Origin of the sequence: Pseudomonas sp. MIL9 (assembly GCF_016887925.1) — a bacterium.
GTDB classification, from domain to species: domain Bacteria; phylum Pseudomonadota; class Gammaproteobacteria; order Pseudomonadales; family Pseudomonadaceae; genus Aquipseudomonas; species Aquipseudomonas mohnii.
Map to the genome: position 1 here is coordinate 18,200 of NZ_JAFEHE010000010.1, position 16,930 is coordinate 35,129.

Annotated in this window: 16 protein-coding genes; 7 read left to right on the top strand and 9 right to left on the bottom strand. The window is 60.9% G+C overall.

Going from position 1 to position 16,930, the window contains the following annotated elements; translation table 11 throughout:
* Positions 1-47 precede the first annotated feature (47 nt).
* Positions 48-1,550: a sodium/proton antiporter NhaB gene (gene nhaB, locus JQF37_RS12705; RefSeq protein ID WP_130206099.1), complete on the top strand. Its 1,503-nt coding sequence runs from the start codon at positions 48-50 to the stop codon at positions 1,548-1,550.
* A 54-nt stretch (positions 1,551-1,604) separates the two neighbouring features.
* On the opposite strand, the gene JQF37_RS12710 is transcribed toward nhaB, so the two are convergent.
* From JQF37_RS12710 to gnd, 3 genes are read right to left on the bottom strand one after another with little or no spacing between them, the layout of a single operon-like run.
* Complete coding sequence (locus JQF37_RS12710) at positions 1,605-2,426, bottom strand: HAD family hydrolase (protein WP_130206101.1); 822 nt, start codon at positions 2,424-2,426, stop codon at positions 1,605-1,607.
* A complete protein-coding gene (gene zwf / locus JQF37_RS12715) occupies positions 2,423-3,946 on the bottom strand; it encodes a glucose-6-phosphate dehydrogenase (protein WP_130206103.1) in 1,524 nt (507 codons plus the stop codon). The genes JQF37_RS12710 and zwf overlap by 4 nt, the downstream gene beginning before the upstream one ends.
* Positions 3,943-4,923 carry a phosphogluconate dehydrogenase (NAD(+)-dependent, decarboxylating) gene (gnd, locus tag JQF37_RS12720; protein WP_130206105.1) on the bottom strand — a complete coding sequence of 327 codons (981 nt, stop codon included), beginning with the start codon at positions 4,921-4,923 and terminating at the stop codon, positions 3,943-3,945. Before gnd ends, zwf begins: the two co-directional genes overlap by 4 nt.
* Positions 4,924-5,194: 271 nt before the next feature.
* Here gnd and JQF37_RS12725 point away from each other — a divergent pair, with 271 nt between their 5' ends.
* The 3 genes from JQF37_RS12725 (at position 5,195) to JQF37_RS12735 (ending at position 7,797) form a co-directional block, all read left to right on the top strand.
* Entirely contained in the window at positions 5,195-5,371 is a 177-nt protein-coding gene (locus JQF37_RS12725; RefSeq protein ID WP_189340362.1) for a DUF6026 family protein, read from the top strand.
* A 203-nt stretch (positions 5,372-5,574) separates the two neighbouring features.
* Entirely contained in the window at positions 5,575-7,311 is a 1,737-nt protein-coding gene (locus JQF37_RS12730) for a phosphoethanolamine transferase CptA (RefSeq protein WP_130206107.1), read from the top strand.
* A 270-nt stretch (positions 7,312-7,581) separates the two neighbouring features.
* Positions 7,582-7,797, top strand: coding sequence for a hypothetical protein (locus tag JQF37_RS12735; RefSeq protein WP_130206108.1), 216 nt, complete (start codon positions 7,582-7,584; stop codon positions 7,795-7,797).
* Positions 7,798-7,891: 94 nt separating this feature from the next.
* On the opposite strand, the gene JQF37_RS12740 is transcribed toward JQF37_RS12735, so the two are convergent.
* The 5 genes from JQF37_RS12740 to JQF37_RS12760 all read right to left on the bottom strand — a co-directional run bounded on the left by JQF37_RS12740 (position 7,892) and on the right by JQF37_RS12760 (position 12,707).
* Positions 7,892-8,383 carry a GNAT family N-acetyltransferase gene (locus JQF37_RS12740; RefSeq protein WP_130206110.1) on the bottom strand — a complete coding sequence of 164 codons (492 nt, stop codon included), beginning with the start codon at positions 8,381-8,383 and terminating at the stop codon, positions 7,892-7,894.
* Between the two features lie 96 nt (positions 8,384-8,479).
* Positions 8,480-9,061, bottom strand: coding sequence for a DinB family protein (locus JQF37_RS12745; RefSeq protein ID WP_130206112.1), 582 nt, complete (start codon positions 9,059-9,061; stop codon positions 8,480-8,482).
* Between the two features lie 18 nt (positions 9,062-9,079).
* Positions 9,080-10,198, bottom strand: coding sequence for a cell division protein ZapE (gene zapE, locus JQF37_RS12750; RefSeq protein WP_130206114.1), 1,119 nt, complete (start codon positions 10,196-10,198; stop codon positions 9,080-9,082).
* Between the two features lie 444 nt (positions 10,199-10,642).
* Positions 10,643-11,602, bottom strand: coding sequence for an agmatinase (speB, locus tag JQF37_RS12755; protein ID WP_130206116.1), 960 nt, complete (start codon positions 11,600-11,602; stop codon positions 10,643-10,645).
* Between the two features lie 13 nt (positions 11,603-11,615).
* Complete coding sequence (locus JQF37_RS12760; protein WP_130206118.1) at positions 11,616-12,707, bottom strand: polyamine ABC transporter substrate-binding protein; 1,092 nt, start codon at positions 12,705-12,707, stop codon at positions 11,616-11,618.
* Positions 12,708-12,808: 101 nt separating this feature from the next.
* On the opposite strand from JQF37_RS12760, the gene JQF37_RS12765 reads away from it, so the two are divergent.
* From JQF37_RS12765 to JQF37_RS12775, 3 genes are all read left to right on the top strand, one after another.
* Positions 12,809-13,702 (top strand): LysR family transcriptional regulator, encoded by an 894-nt coding sequence (locus JQF37_RS12765; protein ID WP_130206120.1) that lies wholly within the window; start codon positions 12,809-12,811, stop codon positions 13,700-13,702.
* 218 nt (positions 13,703-13,920) lie between these two features.
* Complete coding sequence (locus tag JQF37_RS12770) at positions 13,921-15,393, top strand: nucleobase:cation symporter-2 family protein (protein ID WP_130206124.1); 1,473 nt, start codon at positions 13,921-13,923, stop codon at positions 15,391-15,393.
* A gap of 59 nt (positions 15,394-15,452) precedes the next feature.
* Positions 15,453-15,926, top strand: a complete 474-nt coding sequence (locus JQF37_RS12775) for an LEA type 2 family protein (RefSeq protein WP_130206126.1) — start codon at positions 15,453-15,455, stop codon at positions 15,924-15,926.
* Between the two features lie 42 nt (positions 15,927-15,968).
* Here the strand turns inward: JQF37_RS12775 and JQF37_RS12780 are convergent, their stop codons facing one another.
* Entirely contained in the window at positions 15,969-16,892 is a 924-nt protein-coding gene (locus tag JQF37_RS12780; protein WP_130206128.1) for a carbon-nitrogen hydrolase family protein, read from the bottom strand.
* Positions 16,893-16,930: the final 38 nt, after the last annotated feature.

Sequence of the window (16,930 nt, forward strand, 5' to 3'; positions counted from 1 at the left end):
CTTCCGCTTACGGCAAGTTGCGCGCTTCTTAATACAAGGAGCAGCCAATGTCCGGCTCGATGGCCCAGGCGTTCGCGCGTAATTTTCTGGGCAACTCACCCCGCTGGTACAAGGTTTGTATTGTCGGTTTCCTGATTCTCAATGCCCTGGTGCTGTGGACAGCAGGTCCGGTGGCAGCCGGCTGGTTGCTGGTGCTGGAATTCATATTCACCCTGGCCATGGCGCTCAAGTGTTATCCACTGATGCCTGGCGGCTTGCTGCTCGTCGAAGCGTTGTTGCTGAAAATGACCACGCCACAGGCGCTCTATGACGAGCTGGTGCACAACTTTCCGGTGATCCTGCTGCTGATGTTCATGGTGGCCGGCATCTACTTCATGAAAGACCTGCTGTTGTTCCTGTTCTCGCGGTTGCTGCTTGGGGTCCGCTCCAAGGCGCTGCTGTCGTTGATGTTTTGCTTTTTGTCAGCGTTCCTGTCGGCCTTTCTCGACGCCCTGACCGTGACAGCCGTCATCATCAGTGCCGCCGTCGGTTTTTACTCGGTGTACCACCGGGTGGCCTCGGGCACCGATCCGCGCCAGGACGGCGAGTACGGCGATGATCGACACCTGCCTTCCCTGCATCATGGCGATCTCGACCAGTTTCGTGCGTTTCTGCGCAGCCTGCTGATGCACGGTGCCGTCGGTACGGCGCTGGGTGGCGTGTGCACGCTGGTGGGTGAACCGCAGAACCTGCTGATCGGCCATGAAATGGGCTGGCATTTTTCCGAGTTCTTCCTGAAAGTCGCTCCGGTTTCACTCCCTGTCCTGGTCGCGGGTCTGGTCACCTGCGTCCTGCTGGAAAAATTGCGCTGGTTCGGCTACGGCACCTTGCTGCCGGACAACGTCCGCGCCGTGCTGGCCAATTACGCCGCCGAGGACAACGCCGAACGCACCTCGCAACAGCGTGCAGCCCTCATCGTACAGGGCGCGGCCGCACTGATCCTGATTGCCGGCCTGGCCTTTCATGTGGCGGAAGTGGGCTTGATCGGTTTGATGGTGATCGTGCTGATCACAGCGCTCACCGGCATCACCGATGAACACCGTCTCGGTAACGCGTTTAAGGATGCGATGCCATTCACCGCGCTACTGGTGGTGTTTTTCGCCGTGGTGGCAGTGATTCACGATCAACAACTGTTCACGCCATTGATCCAATGGGTGCTGGCGCTGCCTGCCGATCAACAACCGGGCATGCTGTTCATCGCTAACGGGTTGCTCTCGGCCATCAGTGACAACGTGTTCGTGGCGACCATCTACATCACCGAAGTGAAACAGGCGTTCCTTTCCGGGCACATGAGCCGTGAGCATTTCGAGACGCTGGCCATCGCGATCAACACCGGCACCAACTTGCCGAGCGTGGCGACACCCAATGGTCAGGCTGCGTTTCTGTTTCTGCTGACGTCGGCGATTGCACCGCTGGTTCGCCTGTCGTATGGACGGATGGTGTGGATGGCGCTGCCCTATACGGTAGTGATGGGTGGTCTTGGTTGGTATGCCGTGAGCTTCTGGCTCTAACACTGCCCCAAAAAACGTGGGAGCGAGCCTGCTCCCACGACTGGGTCTATAGGGTTATCGAGGGAGAATATACCGCTCAATCGCCCGAGCCGCACCGTCCTCGGTATTGGCGCACGTCACCACATCGGCCTGGCGTCTGACTTCTTCCTCGGCCTGCCCCATGGCGATCGACAGACCGGCGCGATGGAACATGGCCGGATCATTACCGCCATCGCCCATGGCCGCCGTCTGTTGCAGCGGAACACCGAGAAACCCGGCCAATGTCGCGAGGGCGTCACCCTTGTTGGCACGCGTCGCGGTCACGTCCAGATACACCGGCTGCGAACGCGAAACCTGGGCCTGCCCTTCCACCAGCGGTAACAACCGCGCCTCCAGCTCAACCAGCAACTCGGCGTTGCTGCTGGCGGCGACGATCTTGTCGATGCGAGCAAGAAACGGCTCGAAACTGTCGACGCTCACCGGTGGGTATCCCAGCCCGTGCTGCTCTCGCGGCACCATGGGGCCGCTAGGATCTTTCACCAGCCAGTCGCCACCACTGAACACCCACACCTCGATATCCGGCTGATCGGCGAACAATGCCAGGGCAATCAACGCCGCCGTGGCAGGCAAGTAATGCGCGACCAGCAAACTGCCATCCGGATTGACGATCGTGCCGCCATTGAAGGCCGCCGTCGGCAAGTCGACGCCCAGGGCCTCGATCGCCTGCAACATGGCTTTGGGGGGCCGGCCGGTGGCGAGACTGAACAGCACCCCGGCCTCACGCAACGCGCGTACCGCGTCGATGGTGCGCTGACTGAGGCTGTGATCGGGCAGCAGCAACGTGCCGTCCATGTCACTGAGCAAAAAACGGATGGGTTGTTGCGCCACCTCACTCATCCGAGGCCATGCCAGACGCGACCGTCGCGAGCCAGCAACTCTTCGGCGGCCTGCGGCCCGTTTTCACCCGCGGTATAGCTCTGCACCGTTGAGTCCTGCTGCCAGGCGTCAAGGAACGGTTGTACGGCCCGCCAGCCGTTCTCGATATTGTCGGCGCGCTGGAACAGCGTCTGATCGCCGGTCAGGCAGTCATAGATCAAGGTTTCGTAGCCGGTGGACGGCTGCATTTCAAAGAAATCCTTGTAGGCGAAGCCCAGTTCTATGTTTTCCATCTTCAGTGCCTGGCCAGGCCGTTTGGCCAGCAGATCGAACCACATGCCTTCATTGGGCTGAATCTGGATTCGCAGATAGGTCGGTGCAAGCTCTTCGACCTCGGTATCACGGAACTGCGCATAGGGCGCAGGCTTGAAGCAGATGACGATTTCGGTGTCGCGTACGCTCATGCGCTTGCCGGTGCGCAGGTAAAACGGCACGCCGACCCAGCGCCAATTGTCGATCATGACCTTCAGGGCCACGTAGGTTTCGGTGTTGCTGTCCGGCGCGACCTTGTCTTCCTGGCGATACCCCGGCAGTGGCTTGCCGTCGACTTCGCCGGCGGTGTATTGACCGCGTACCGAATTGATCCGGGCGTCTTCGACCGACCAGGGACGGATCGCGCCGACCACCTTGGCTTTCTCGCCACGAACCGCATCGGCGCCAAAGGCCGCCGGAGGCTCCATGGCCACCATCGCCAGCAACTGGAACAGGTGATTGGGCACCATGTCCCGCAGGGCGCCGGTGTGCTCATAAAAACTGCCACGGGTTTCCACGCCGACGGTTTCGGCGGCAGTGATCTGCACGTGGTCGATGTAATGGTTGTTCCAGAATGCTTCGAACAGGCTGTTGGAAAACCGGCTGACCAGAATGTTCTGCACGGTTTCCTTGCCCAGATAGTGATCGATCCGGTAGATCTGCTTTTCCGTCATGACATTGAGCAGGCATGCGTTCAAGGCTTCGGCGGTTTGCAGATCGGACCCGAAAGGCTTTTCGATCACCACTCGCCTGAAGGATTCCGGGCTCTCTTCCAGCAAACCGGAAGCACCGAGCCGGCGGACCACCTCAGTGAAAAAGCGCGGCGCGGTGGCCAGGTAGAACACCGCATTGTCAGTGCCACTGGCGGCGATTTTTGCCCCCAGCGCTTGATAAGTGCTGTCGTCCAGGAAATCGCCCTGGACGTAGCTGATGCCTTTGGCGAGTTTGGCCCACACGTGCGGGTCAAGGGCCTGATCGCCCTTGCCGACTTTCGCGGCCGCCTCGTTGCGAATGAAGTCTTCGAGTTTTTGCGCGAAGCCTTCATCGCTGATGGCGTTGTGGTCAACGCCGATGATCCGCAGTCCATCCCCGAGTAACCCGTCGCGCTTGAGGTTATACAGCGCCGGCATCAGCAGGCGCTTGACCAGGTCGCCATGGGCGCCAAACAGAAACAGCGTGGTCGGTGGCGTGGGTTCTGCCTTGGATTTTCTGCGGATCACATGGGTCATTTTTTCGGTGTCTCCACATGACCGCCAAAGCCGAAGCGCTGGGCCGAGAGAATTTTGTCGCCAAAGGTGCCTTGCCCACGGGAACGGTAGCGGGAGAACAGCGAGTTCGACAGTACCGGAACCGGTACCGCTTGCTCCATGGCCGCTTCGATGGTCCAGCGGCCTTCACCGCTGTCCGCCACAGAACCGGAGTAGCCGTCGAGTTTCGGGTCGCTGGCCAGGGCGTCGGCGGTCAGGTCGAGCAGCCAGGACGACACCACGCTGCCACGACGCCAGACTTCGGCGATGTCCGCGACGTTCAAGTCGAAACGCTGGTCTTCCGGCAGGTTGGTGCTGGCCTTGGTCTTGAGAATGTCGAAACCTTCGGCGAAGGCCTGCATCATTCCGTACTCGATACCGTTGTGAATCATCTTCACGAAATGCCCGGCACCCGCCGGACCGGCATGGATGTAGCCGTGCTCGGCGCGATTGTCATCGGATTTGCGGTCCCTGGTGCGCGGGATGTCGCCCATGCCCGGCGCCAGGCTCTTGAACAGCGGGTCGAGGCGCTCAACGGTCCCGGCGTCGCCACCGATCATCATGCAGTAACCGCGTTCCAGGCCCCACACGCCGCCGGAAGTGCCGACATCAATGTAATGCAGGCCTTTTTCCGAGAGGGTTTTCGCGCGACGGATATCGTCCTTATAGAAGGTGTTGCCGCCGTCGATGATGGTATCGCCGGCTTCGAGCAGGTTGCTCAGGGTGTCGATGGTGTCTTCGGTCGGCGCGCCCGCCGGCAGCATGACCCAGACCGCTCGTGGTTTGGCCAGGCCAGCGACCAGGGCTGGCAAATCGGCAACCCCGGTGGCGCCCTCTTCGCTCAACGCGTCGACGAAGGCGGTATTGCGGTCGTACACAACGGTGGTGTGCCCGTTGAGCATCAGGCGCCGCGCAATATTACCGCCCATGCGGCCCAGTCCAATAATCCCGAGTTGCATGTGCTGATGCTCCCTACTACAAATAAAAGTGTGTCAAAGGTTATAGCCCAACGCGACTAATGAAGCTTAGTCCAGAGCGTCGGAATGAAGTTTCCGGGCATTGTGCCCGATCCAGACTGATAACGTCGGGAATCGTGCCGAAGACACAACGACCGCAAAAAATAAAAAAGTTCCCTTCGGGAGCGAAAGAAATCAAAATCGGCGCCGATAGTAGATCAGCCGCTGATATGGGCGGATCTACAGTTGAGACACGCCATTTGCGAGGTGAGCAATGGGCACAGTACACACCGCACTGCCAGCACAAACCCTTTATGTCACTGTCCGTCGCGATGAATTGCGCCAGTTGAAAGACGAACGCGATCAGTTGAAACACGAATTGGCGCAATTGCGCTTGCTGCTCCAGGGTCAACAGCCCTTTCCCTTGACTCAGGGCGCCCCCCACGCCTGACCTCCCTCGCTCAAATCGGAAGCAGCTCAGCCCTGCTTCCGATGCAGGGTAGCCTTTCGTCTACCCTGCCAACTCACGAATTTTTCACATTTGCTTGGTAATACTCTGGCCCCCTTTAATTGTCGTGGCCACCTCTTGCGTGCGCCTCCCGTCTGTCGCCCCCCCCTCTGACTGACGGTGATGAACTCTGGCTGGAGCGTTGAATGTTTTGGTTTAAGCGCAGCGATGTGGCTGTGAAAGGTTTCGATTGGACCGCCCTTCTCTGGATGTTTCTGTTCTTCTGGTATTTCTCCGGCATCACCCAACTGCTGATCCAGTTGACGGGCACTTCGGGTTTCTCCGGGTTCCGCCAAGCGTTCTTCATGAGTGCCCTTTGGCTTGCGCCAATGCTGCTGTTCCCGAAAAAAACACGCGTCATGGCAGCGGTGATCGGCGTGGTGTTGTGGGCCTGCTCCATGGCGAGCCTGGGTTACTTCTTCATCTATCAGCAGGAATTTTCCCAAAGCGTCATCTTCATCATGTTCGAGTCGAACGTGTCTGAAGCCGGCGAGTACATGACCCAGTACTTCGCCTGGTGGATGGTGCTCGCGTTCCTCGCGCATACCGCGTTTGCCTATTTCCTCTGGACGCGCCTGCGCCCCGTGTACCTGCCCCGTGGCAAGGCATTGGTGGCCGCGACCGCCATTCTGGTGGCAGTGGTCGGTTATCCCCTGATGAAACAGACGGTGCGGGCAGGCAGTTTCGCGCAAGGATTCGATAAATTCGAAAGTCGCATCGAGCCTGCTGTGCCGTGGCAAATGGCCGTGGCTTATCACCGTTACCGGGACACCCTGGCCGGCATGCAGGACATGCTCAAAAGCGCCAGCACGATCCCGCCGCTGCATAACCTGAAGGACGCGATGGCCAACCAGCCCGCGACCCTGGTACTGGTCATCGGCGAGTCCACCAACCGTCAGCGCATGAGTCTGTACGGCTATCCCCGGGAAACCACGCCGGAACTGGACAAACTCAAGGATCAACTGGCGGTTTTCGACAACGTCATCACGCCGCGCCCGTACACGATCGAGGCGCTGCAACAGGTGCTGACCTTCGCCGACGAAGAACACCCGGACTTGTACCTGACGACGCCGTCGCTGGTCAGCATGATGAAACAGGCGGGTTACAAAACCTTCTGGATCACCAATCAGCAGACCATGACCAAGCGCAACACGATGCTCACGACCTTCTCCGAGCAGGCCGACGAGCAGGTGTACCTGAACAACAACCGCAACCAGAATGCCGCCCAATACGACGGCGACGTGATCGAGCCATTCAACAAGGCCCTGGCCGACGCGGCACCGCGCAAGTTGATTGTGGTGCACTTGCTGGGCACGCACATGAGCTACCAGTACCGCTATCCTGCGTCCTTCGACAAGTTCAAGGACCGTAACGGCGTACCGGCGGGCGTGCGCGACGATCAGGTGCCCACCTACAACAGCTATGACAACGCGGTGCTGTACAACGACTTCGTGGTGTCGAGCCTGATCAAGGACTACGCCAAGTCTGATCCGAACGGCTTCCTGCTGTACCTCTCCGATCATGGTGAAGACGTTTTCGATTCCGTCGGCCATGGCACGCTGGGGCGCAACGAAAACAAGCCGACAGCACCGATGTACACCATTCCGTTCATGGCCTGGGCCTCGCCGAAATGGCGCGAAACCCATGACTGGAGTTTTGCCGGCGATCTGGGGCGCCCTTACAGCAGCTCGCAACTGATCCACACCTGGGCCGACCTGGCCGGCCTGAGTTTCGATGAACTGGATCGCAGCAAGAGCCTGGTCAGCGACAGCTTCAAGCCACGGCCCTTGCTGATCGGCAATCCGTACGAGCGCCAACAGCGACCATTGATCGACTTCAGCCTGATGAAACCCAAGACAGCGTCTACCGTCGTTCAGCAGTAAACCTTTTCAGGGGGCCGGTTCCGGCCCCTTTTTCTTGCGCGCGTGCGCGAGGCCGAGCGGGCCACGGCGTGCCTCCTGCCCGGCAATTGGCGGGCACTGACGAGCCGCCCCCGATAAACCGGCGACATTCAGCCTGGACAGGAAACTGGACTTGAAACGCCAGACCTCGCCAATTCCCTTTTAATGGAATCGGCGGATAATCGGGATTCGACTTCGATTCATTGATTCATGGACGAATGGCATCCGACAGCTGTTAGTGGGAGGCACACCATGAAACGTATTACGTTGGCCCTCGCCGTCCTGATGACACTTGGCTCCACCTGCGCCTTTGCCGAAGGCGGAGCCGAACGCATGCGGTACTACTACGAAACCCTGCGATACAACCAGCAACTGGCGTTGGGCAGCGCCACGCAAAGCCAGACGACGCCAATGCGGGTCCCGGACGATCAAACCGCGCAGGTGACCGAGTCCTACAGACCGAAATGATTGTTACACCTCTGACTGTCCTGCTCTGCAGTCAGAGTCGATCATTGGGCGTCCTGATGGGCGCCCCTTTTTTGCCATGATCAGAGCACCTTGATCAAAGCGCCTTGATCCAGAACATCATGCGCCCGTGCGCCGGATCGAACTCGCCCGGGGCAAAACCGAACTTGCCATACGACGCCTGGGCCACCGCATTGCCCTCCAGCACCTCCAGTGTGATTTTGCAGCAGCCACGCTGGCGGGCGATCTCCTCGACCTTCTGCAACATCCGCTGGCTCAGTCCCAATCCGCGAAACTTCGGCACCACCGCCACATCGTGAACATTGACCAACGGCCGGCAGGCGAAGGTCGAAAAACCTTCGAAACAGTTGACCAGCCCGGCCGGCTCGCCGCCGACAAAGGCCAACACGCTGAAGGCATGGGGACGCTTGGCCAGCTCGCCCGGCAGGTGTTCCAGCACACTGGCAGGCAAGGAGTGACCGCCCCCCATCGGGTCTTCGGCGTAACTGTTCAACACCAGACAGATGGCTTCGGCATGCACCGGATTGGTATAGCTGGCTTGCAGTACTAGTATTTCCGCGGAATCCATTTCCATCCTCGTTTGCAATAGCCCCATCGCGTTGTTCGCGCTGGAAGGCCGGGTGAAGATATCGTGGGCGCCCCTGCAAATCAAAGGATCGCAGGCTCAATGCCCCCAAATCAAAGCCTCGGTCCAGCCCAACTCGGCAAAATCCACGGCCCGCAGATGCGATTCGCCGACACAGAAAAACTCATCCAGCTGTGGCGGCTCGACTGAAGTGGCGCTGAGCATCCCGTGGACCTGACCGCGATGGTGAATCTGGTGCTCGAACAGGTGCGACAACAGGCGCAGACGGCTCTCGTGCTGTGGCGTGTCCCGGGCGATGGTCACGGTCCTGCTCAGGTCCGCATCGCGCATTTGCTCGCAGTAGGCGATCAAGCGTCGATCGACATGGGATTGCTCGCGCATGAGGTCGACGGCCTGGGTGTGCGGCTCGTCGTCCTTGAAAAAAACGTAGCAATCGGGGTGCGGCTCATCGCCGCGCAACTCGCGCTCAAGGGCATCCACATAAAACCAGTCACAGGTCAGGATATGGTTGAGGGTCGCGCGGAGACTGGGAAAGAAACTGGTGCGCGGCGCCGCCAGCTCATCCTGGCTCAACTGGCACCAGGCCTTGGCCAGTCGATGGTTGGCCCAGGCGTTCTGGTAGGCCATGGTCAGCAAATGGTGTGACAGCGGTTGATTCATCTTCACGCCTCCTGGTTCTCACGCCTCGGCGAAGCGTTGCAGCTGCATCTCCTGCAGGCGACTGAGGGTGCGGCGGAACGGGAACTCCAGATAGCCCTGGGTGTAGAGCGAGTCCATGGGCACCTGCGCTTCAAGGTACAGCGGCACCTTGCGGTCGTAGCACTCATCCACCAGGGCGATGAACCGGCGCACGCCGTCATCATGCACCGACAACTGCGGCAACTCGCGATCGCCGGCCACCACTCGCTCGACCCCATCCTCAGTGCCACGGGCTATGCGCCCTTCGCGTTTTCGAGCACTGAGATTGGGTACGTCGCTCAACAGGATAGCGCTGAAGGTGTCACACAGGGCCATGAAATCCATGGCGGAGAACGGCTGTTCACAGAGGTCGGCGTAACGACACCAGACGACGCCCCGGCTGGCCTGCACCACATTGAGCGAGCGGTAGCCAACCTGGATCGGAGCGCTGGAAACCGCCTGACCGACGGTCAACGCCTTGAACACATCGCCAAGGGCACTCGATTGTCCGGGCGTGGCCACCCAATAACGCTGCAAGCCCTGCCCCGGATGCAGGCGATGGTCTTCCCCGCCATCCACCGCAATCACCTGCATGTGCTGCTTGATCGCCGCAATGGCGGGCAGGAAACGGTCGCGATTGAAGCCGTCGGCGTACAACTGGTCGGGCGGCAGGTTGGAGGTGCAGACCACCACCACGCCCTGCTCGAACATGACCTGGAACAAGCGCCCGAGAATGATGGCGTCACCGATGTCGTTGACGAACAGCTCGTCGAAGCACAGCACCCGCACTTCTTCGGCCAGCTCCCGAGCCAGTGCCTTCAAGGGGTCGGCAGTGCCGGTCAGTTGAAACGAACGCTGATGCACCCAGCCCATGAAGTGGTGGAAGTGCTGGCGCCGGGCCGGCACCCGCAGGTGTTGGTAAAACTGGTCCATCAACCAGGTTTTACCGCGCCCGACCGGGCCCCAGAGGTACACGCCCATGATCGGTGCCCGACCTTCATGCAAGGCTTCGTGGCACTTTTGCAACGCCCAGACGGCATGTTCCTGGGCTTCGTCCTGGACGAAACCCTTTTGTTCGATGGCGTGTTGCCAGGCGCTGAGAGGGGAGTCGACATTCATGCGCGGCAGTATGCCACTCGTCAGCGTTGTCTTCACTGAAATGTCTCAGAGGATTCTGCATCGTGCAGCCAAGTGACGAGCAGCTGGCGCGTCTCGATGAAGTCAGCGATGTGCCGAAGGGCATGCCCCACGAAACCCTGGCGGGCTAGGCGCCGCGGTTCAGCGGGGGCAAGCCCCTGGACCAGCCCACAATCCCCGTCGCCTGATACACCGCCATCGCGAGCAGGCTCGCTCCCACAAGGAATTGTCGGTGTACGTCGATTCCAGGTCCGCCACAAACCCTGTGGGAGCCGGCTTGTCGGGTCGCCGCATCGCAGCGATGGCGTCAGCACATTCAACATTGATTTCGCCTGACATGCCGCCATCGCGAGCAGGCTCGCTCCCACAGGTTTTTCGGGCGTTCACCCATTCCGGCTACACCGCCAGCCAAGTCCCGGATCGCGTTCAGCGGTCGACCTTGTGCCTGGCCGCGTACAAGCACAGCATTTCCATCGCCAGGGTCGCGGCCGCCAGGGAGGTGATGTCGGCGCTGTCATAGGCCGGCGCCACTTCCACCACGTCCATGCCCACCAGATTGATCCCGCGCAAACCGCCGAGAATCTCCAGCGCCTGCACCGTGCTCAATCCGCCACACACCGGTGTTCCAGTGCCCGGAGCGAAGGCCGGGTCGAGGCAGTCGATGTCGAACGTCAGGTACACCGGGTGGTCGCCGACCCGTGCGCGGATGGCTTCGACGATCGCGTCCACACCACGCCGATGCACTTGCCGTGCGTCCAGCACTTCAAAGCCCTGGTGATCGTCGTTGGTGGTGCGCAAACCGATCTGCACCGACCGCGAAGGATCGACCAGCCCCTCCTTGGCGGCGTGCCAGAACATCGTGCCGTGGTCGATGCGCTTGCCCTCCTCGTCCGGCCAGGTGTCGCTATGGGCGTCGAAGTGAATCAGCGACAGCGCGCCGTGCTTGCGGGCGTGGGCCTTGAGCAGCGGGTAGGTGATGAAATGATCACCGCCGAAGGTCAGCATCGCGCTGCCGGCATTGAGGATGTGTTCGGCATGGGCTTCGATGCATTCCGGCGTCGACTGCGGCGAACCGAAATCGAAGTCGCAATCGCCAAAGTCAACCACCGCCAGATGATCGAACGGGTCGAACGTCCACGGCCAGTGGCGTTCCCAGGCGATGCCGGTGGACGCGGCGCGGATGCCCCGTGGTCCGAAGCGAGCCCCGGGACGGTTACTGGTGGCCGTGTCGAACGGCACGCCGCTGACCGCGACGTCGACACCGCGTAAATCGCGACTGTAGCGACGACGCATGAAGCTGGTGATACCGGCGTAGGTACTTTCGGCGGCAGTGCCGTAAAGGCTGTCGCGGGTGATGGCTTGGTCGTTCTGTGCTGGGACGTCCATTGAAGGTTCCTTGTTATTGGCGGCTACGGAAAGCGGTCCACATACGAGTGCGCTGACGCATGTCCTTGAGGCTCATGCTGCGGTCGGCGTACAGGCGGTCACGAATGTCGGCGGGCGGATAGATATCCGGATCGGTGCGCACCGCCTCATCCACCAGCGGCGTGGCCGCCTGGTTGGCCGTGGCGAAGAACAGCGTGTTGGTCAATGAGGCGACGGACTCGGGGCGCAACATGAACTCGATGAACTGGCGGGCGGCTTCTGGGTGTGGTGCGTCCTTCGGGATCGCCAGGTTGTCTTGCCAGACGAGGGTGCCTTCCTTGGGAATCCGGTAAGCAATTTCGTACGGCTTGCTGGCCTTGCGCGCCTGATCCGCGGCCATGCTGGCATCGCCGTTATAAGCCAGTGCCAGGCAGATGCTGCCGTTGGCCAGGTCGTTGATCTGCCGCCCGCTGGCGACGTACAGCACCGACGGCTGCAATTGATGCAACAACGCCTGCGCCGCATCCAGATCATTCTTGTCGGTGCTGTAAGGGTCTTTGCCCAGGTAGTGCAAGGCCAGGCCGATCACTTCCTGCGGCGAATCAATGATCGCGACGCCACAGTCCTTGAGCTGGCTGGCGTATTCCGGTTTGAAGAGCAGATCCAGGCTGTTGAGCGGCACGTTCGGCAGGCGCTTGCGCACGGCTTCGACATTCATTCCCAGCCCCAGGGTGCCCCAGGTGTAGGGCACGCCATATTGATTGCCGGGATCGACCGCAGCGAGTTTCTCCAACAGGTCCGGATCAAGATTCGCGTAGCCCTTGAGGCCTTCATGGGGTATCGCTTTCAGCGCGCCCGCCGCCAGGCCACGCGCCAGTACGCTGGACGACGGCACGACCACGTCATAGCCGCTGCCACCGGTGAGCAGCTTGGTTTCAAGCACTTCAGGCGCATCGAAAGTGTCGTAGCGCACATGAATGCCCGTTTCCCGCTCGAAACGTTGCAAGGTTTCGGGGGCAACGTAATCGGCCCAGCTGTAGAGATTGACGACTTTGTCTTCAGCCTGGGCCGAGGCGGCCACGGCCAGGAGCAACGCGGGTAAACACAGCTTGAGCTTGGGAGCCATGACGAACACCTGACAAGAGGAAGTGACTGCAGGATGCGTCGTCGGATACATTGGTGAAATATCAAGTTTATTAACCTGACATTACCCAGGAGTAATGTTTGATGCTCGGTCAACTCCACGATCTGGACCTGCAACTGCTGCGCCTGTTCGTCAGCGTGGTGGATTGCGGCGGCTTCAGCGCGGCCCAGGGCGAACTGGGCTTGAGCCAGTCAAGCATCAGCCAGCAAATGGCCAGGCTGGAAACCCGGCTCGGCTATCGCCTGTGCAGTCGTGGCAAGGGCGGATTCAAGATCACCCCCAAGGGCGAACAGTTGCTCTCGGCCACCAAGGCTTTGTTCGAATCCATCGAAGCGTTCCGCCATCAATCCAACGGCGTGGCCGGAAGATTGATCGGCGAGGTGCGTCTGGGCCTGTCCGAAGCGCTGGATCAATCGGTGCTGCAACAGGTGGCCGGTGCGATCCGGCGTTTCCGTGAGCGAGACGAATCGGTGCGCATCGAGTTGATCAGCGCGATGCCCGGCGAAATGGAGCGCTTGTTGCTGCAACAGCGGCTGGACCTGGCCATCGGCTATTTCTCCCAGGTACAAAGCGCTTTCGACTACCGCCAGTTGTTCAGCGAAACCCAGCACCTGTATTGCGCCCCCGGTCATCCGCTGTTCGACAATGACGCGCCGGTTGATCAGGCATTGCAGGCCTGCGACCGGGTCGATCACCCCTACCGCTTCCTGCGCAGCGACGAGCCGTTCCAGGGCAAATTGTGTTCGGCGCGCTCGGAGCAGGTCGAAGGCACCCTCGCCTTTATCCTGTCCGGCAAGCACGTCGGGTATCTGCCCAGCCACTTCGCCCGAAGCTGGGAAGACAAAGGCTTGCTGCGAGTCGTACGCCGTGAAGGCATGAGCTTCGAGGTAGCGTTTCACCTGGCCCGTCATCGCGCCCGGGTCCCGGGGGATGCCCAGAAGGCGCTTGAAGAGGATTTGCTCGCGGCGTTTGCCTGAACAGCGAATGCCTCTGTAGGAACGAACTTGCTCGCGATGGATTTGAGAACACCGCGGGGTGTCTGACTCCCCGCGTTTTCGTGGACGTCCATCGCGAGCAGGCTCGCTCCCACGGGGATTGTGCGCGGTTTCGGGGCTTTGCTCGCCACAAAAGGGGCTTTCTGGCATCCTGCGCCTCCATTTTCTGACCCGGCCCGCCCTCTGGCTTGCACACCCCCATGACTGCTTCTGAAAAACCGCCTGCCCCGCGCCACAACGACCTGATCTATGGCCTCAACGATCGCCCGCATCTGACCGCCACCGTCTTCGCCGCCCTGCAACATGTGCTCGCCAGTTTCGTTGGCATCATCACCCCGACACTGATCATGGGCAGCGCCCTGGGCCTGCACAGCGAAATCCCTTACCTGATCAGCATGGCCCTGTTCGTCTCGGGCCTGGGCACCTTCGTTCAGGCGCGGCGTTTCGGGCCGGTAGGTTCCGGCCTGTTGTGCCTGCAAGGCACCAGTTTTTCGTTCATCAGCGTCATCCTCAGCGCCGGTTTCATGGTCAAGGCCCGAGGGGGCGGCACCGATGAAATTCTCTCGACGATTTTCGGCGTGTGCTTTTTCGCCGCGTTCATCGAAGTGGTGTTGAGCCAGTTCATCGGCAAACTGCGCATGCTGATCACCCCGGTGGTGACCGGCACGATCATCACCCTCATGGGGCTGTCGCTGATCAAGGTCGCCATGACCGACATCGCCGGCGGTTTCGGCGCCAGCGACCTGGGTGCAGCCAGCCACCTGGGCCTGGCGGCGCTGGTGCTCGGGACGATCGTGGTGCTGAACCGGGTCGATGTGCCGTTCCTGCGTCTCGGCGCCATTGTCATTGGCCTGACCCTGGGCTACGGGGTCGCCTGGCTATTGGGCCACGTCGACTTCGCCAGCCTGCCGGCCGTGCCGCTGATGAGCGTTCCGATGCCGTTCAAGTACGGGTTCTCCTTCGATTGGGTGGCGTTCGTGCCGGTGGCGGTGATTTTCCTGGTCTCGCCACTGGAAGCGGCCGGTGACTTGACGGCCAACTCGATGATTTCCCGGCAGCCGGTCAAAGGCCCGGTGTACATCCGCCGCATCAAGTCCGGGCTGCTGGCCGACGGCCTCAACTCGGCCATGGCCGCGGTGTTCAACAGCATGCCGATGGTGACGTTCGCCCAGAATAACGGTGTGATTCAACTGACTGGCGTGGCCAGCCGTTACGTGGCGTTTTTCATTGCCGGCCTGTTGGTGCTCCTGGGGTTGTTCCCGATAATCGGCGCGGTGCTGCAACTGATGCCCAAACCGGTGCTCGGCGGTGCTGAGCTGGTGATGTTCGGCACCGTGGCAGTGGCCGGGATCAAGATCCTCGCCGAAGCCGGACTGCATCGGCGCAACATGCTGATCGTCGCGATTTCCCTGGGCATGGGCCTGGGCGTGGCGGCAGTACCAGAAGTCCTGCGTGAACTGCCCCAGGCCCTGCACAACATTTTCGAGTCGCCCATCACCGTCGGCGCGCTGTGCGCTATCGTTCTGAATATCTTCCTGCCTGAAGAGTTCATCGAGCTGGAAGAGGACGAGTTCGACCCCGAGGCCTCGGTGCTGCAAGTGATGCAGAATCCCGATGTCCCGCCCCGGGGTGAACCCCAAACGCCTGCGGGTGTCGCACAGTTGAACCGCTAGATCGCGCTCAAGGGCCGAGTCGCTGGTGGTTCAGCCCTTTTCTCCACGAGAGCACGTCAATGCGCAGTGTCCAAGCGGTCCTACTTTCCCTCCTGTTGCTCTGCCTGAGCGCCTGTAGCTCGCTCCCCAACAGCGATCCGCTGAACGTCAACGTCGTCGGCATCCAGCCGCTGCAAGGCCAGGATATGGAAGTTCGTTTCGCCGTGAAGATTCGCGTGCAGAACCCCAATGGCACCAACGTCAACTACAACGGTGTGGCACTGGACCTGGAAATCAACGGTCAACCCTTCGCCTCCGGGGTCAGCGATCAGGCCGGTTCAATTTCGCGCTATTCCGAGACCGTGTTGACCGTGCCGGTCAGCGTGTCGGCCTTCTCGGTGCTGCGGCAGACCATTGGGTTGAGCCAGGTACAAACCCTGAACAACCTGCCCTACGTCCTGCGCGGCAAGTTGGCCGGTGGCCTGTTCGGCACCACGCGCTTCATGGACAGCGGCAAACTCAGCCTGCCAGGGCCGATGACCGGCAGCCGCTAGGCCCGTTTTCGGCAGGAGCGAGCTTGCTCGCTCCTGCAGGTGTCATGCGCTGAACTTCACGCCGGGCCTGGCCCGCTCATCCACTGTCAACTCGAACACATCCGGGCGCGCATAGTGGCCCACCACGTCGTAGTCGTAACGGGCGCGGACCAGATCATCGGTGTCGATTTCAGCCGTGAGCAAACCTGGCCCGTCACGTAACGGCCCTGCCAGAATGTCGCCCATGGGGCCGACGATCACGCTGCCACCGGCAATCAGCGGTCGCTGCGCCGGCCAGTTGGCAATGTCCAAGCCCAGGGCTTGCGGCGAATCCTGGACCTGACAGGCGCTGACCACAAAGCAGCGGCCCTCATGGGCGATATGGCGCATGCTGATCTGCCACATCTCCCGTTCGTCCACGGTCGGCGCGCACCATACTTCAATGCCTTTGGCGTACATCGCGGTGCGCAGTAGCGGCATCATGTTTTCCCAGCACACCACCGCCCCAATCCGCCCGACCTGGCTGTCGATCACCGGCAGGGTCGAACCATCGCCCTTGCCCCAGATCAGGCGCTCGGTGCCGGTGGGCATCAGCTTGCGGTGCTTGGCGACCAGCCCGGCCTGCGGGTCGAAATACAGCGCGGTGCAGTACAAGGTGCTGCCGGCACGCTCGATCACGCCAATGACCAGGTTGGCGCCCGTGCGCGCCGACAATCCGGCCAGCGCATCCGTCTCCACCCCAGGTACATCAATGGCGTTGGCGAAATAGCGGGCGAAGGCTTCGCGGCCCTCGGGCAATCTGTAGCCTAATTGGGTGCCAAAGCCCTCACCTTTTGGATAACCGCCCAGCAAGGCTTCAGGCATCACCACCAGCGCAGCGGCGGATTCGATGATTGCGTTTTCATACGACAGGATCTGTTCCAGGGTTTCGCCCTTGCCACCGGGCAAGGCGCCAATTTGCAGGGCGGCAACAATTGATTTGGGCATCGCGGTCACTCCATTCACATCAGGTGTTGCTGATTCTC

What these genes read in the sequence shown, in the direction of transcription:
- JQF37_RS12740 (WP_130206110.1), bottom strand. Translation starts at nt 8,383, where the DNA reads ATGGATTCCGCGGAAATACTAGTACTGCAAGCCAGCTATACCAATCCG.
- nhaB (WP_130206099.1), top strand. Translation starts at nt 48, where the DNA reads ATGTCCGGCTCGATGGCCCAGGCGTTCGCGCGTAATTTTCTGGGCAAC.
- JQF37_RS12780 (WP_130206128.1), bottom strand. Translation starts at nt 16,892, where the DNA reads ATGCCCAAATCAATTGTTGCCGCCCTGCAAATTGGCGCCTTGCCCGGT.
- JQF37_RS12775 (WP_130206126.1), top strand. Translation starts at nt 15,453, where the DNA reads ATGCGCAGTGTCCAAGCGGTCCTACTTTCCCTCCTGTTGCTCTGCCTG.
- JQF37_RS12725 (WP_189340362.1), top strand. Translation starts at nt 5,195, where the DNA reads ATGGGCACAGTACACACCGCACTGCCAGCACAAACCCTTTATGTCACT.
- zwf (WP_130206103.1), bottom strand. Translation starts at nt 3,946, where the DNA reads ATGACCCATGTGATCCGCAGAAAATCCAAGGCAGAACCCACGCCACCG.
- zapE (WP_130206114.1), bottom strand. Translation starts at nt 10,198, where the DNA reads ATGAATGTCGACTCCCCTCTCAGCGCCTGGCAACACGCCATCGAACAA.
- gnd (WP_130206105.1), bottom strand. Translation starts at nt 4,923, where the DNA reads ATGCAACTCGGGATTATTGGACTGGGCCGCATGGGCGGTAATATTGCG.
- speB (WP_130206116.1), bottom strand. Translation starts at nt 11,602, where the DNA reads ATGGACGTCCCAGCACAGAACGACCAAGCCATCACCCGCGACAGCCTT.
- JQF37_RS12770 (WP_130206124.1), top strand. Translation starts at nt 13,921, where the DNA reads ATGACTGCTTCTGAAAAACCGCCTGCCCCGCGCCACAACGACCTGATC.
- JQF37_RS12745 (WP_130206112.1), bottom strand. Translation starts at nt 9,061, where the DNA reads ATGAATCAACCGCTGTCACACCATTTGCTGACCATGGCCTACCAGAAC.
- JQF37_RS12730 (WP_130206107.1), top strand. Translation starts at nt 5,575, where the DNA reads ATGTTTTGGTTTAAGCGCAGCGATGTGGCTGTGAAAGGTTTCGATTGG.
- JQF37_RS12765 (WP_130206120.1), top strand. Translation starts at nt 12,809, where the DNA reads ATGCTCGGTCAACTCCACGATCTGGACCTGCAACTGCTGCGCCTGTTC.
- JQF37_RS12760 (WP_130206118.1), bottom strand. Translation starts at nt 12,707, where the DNA reads ATGGCTCCCAAGCTCAAGCTGTGTTTACCCGCGTTGCTCCTGGCCGTG.
- JQF37_RS12710 (WP_130206101.1), bottom strand. Translation starts at nt 2,426, where the DNA reads ATGAGTGAGGTGGCGCAACAACCCATCCGTTTTTTGCTCAGTGACATG.
- JQF37_RS12735 (WP_130206108.1), top strand. Translation starts at nt 7,582, where the DNA reads ATGAAACGTATTACGTTGGCCCTCGCCGTCCTGATGACACTTGGCTCC.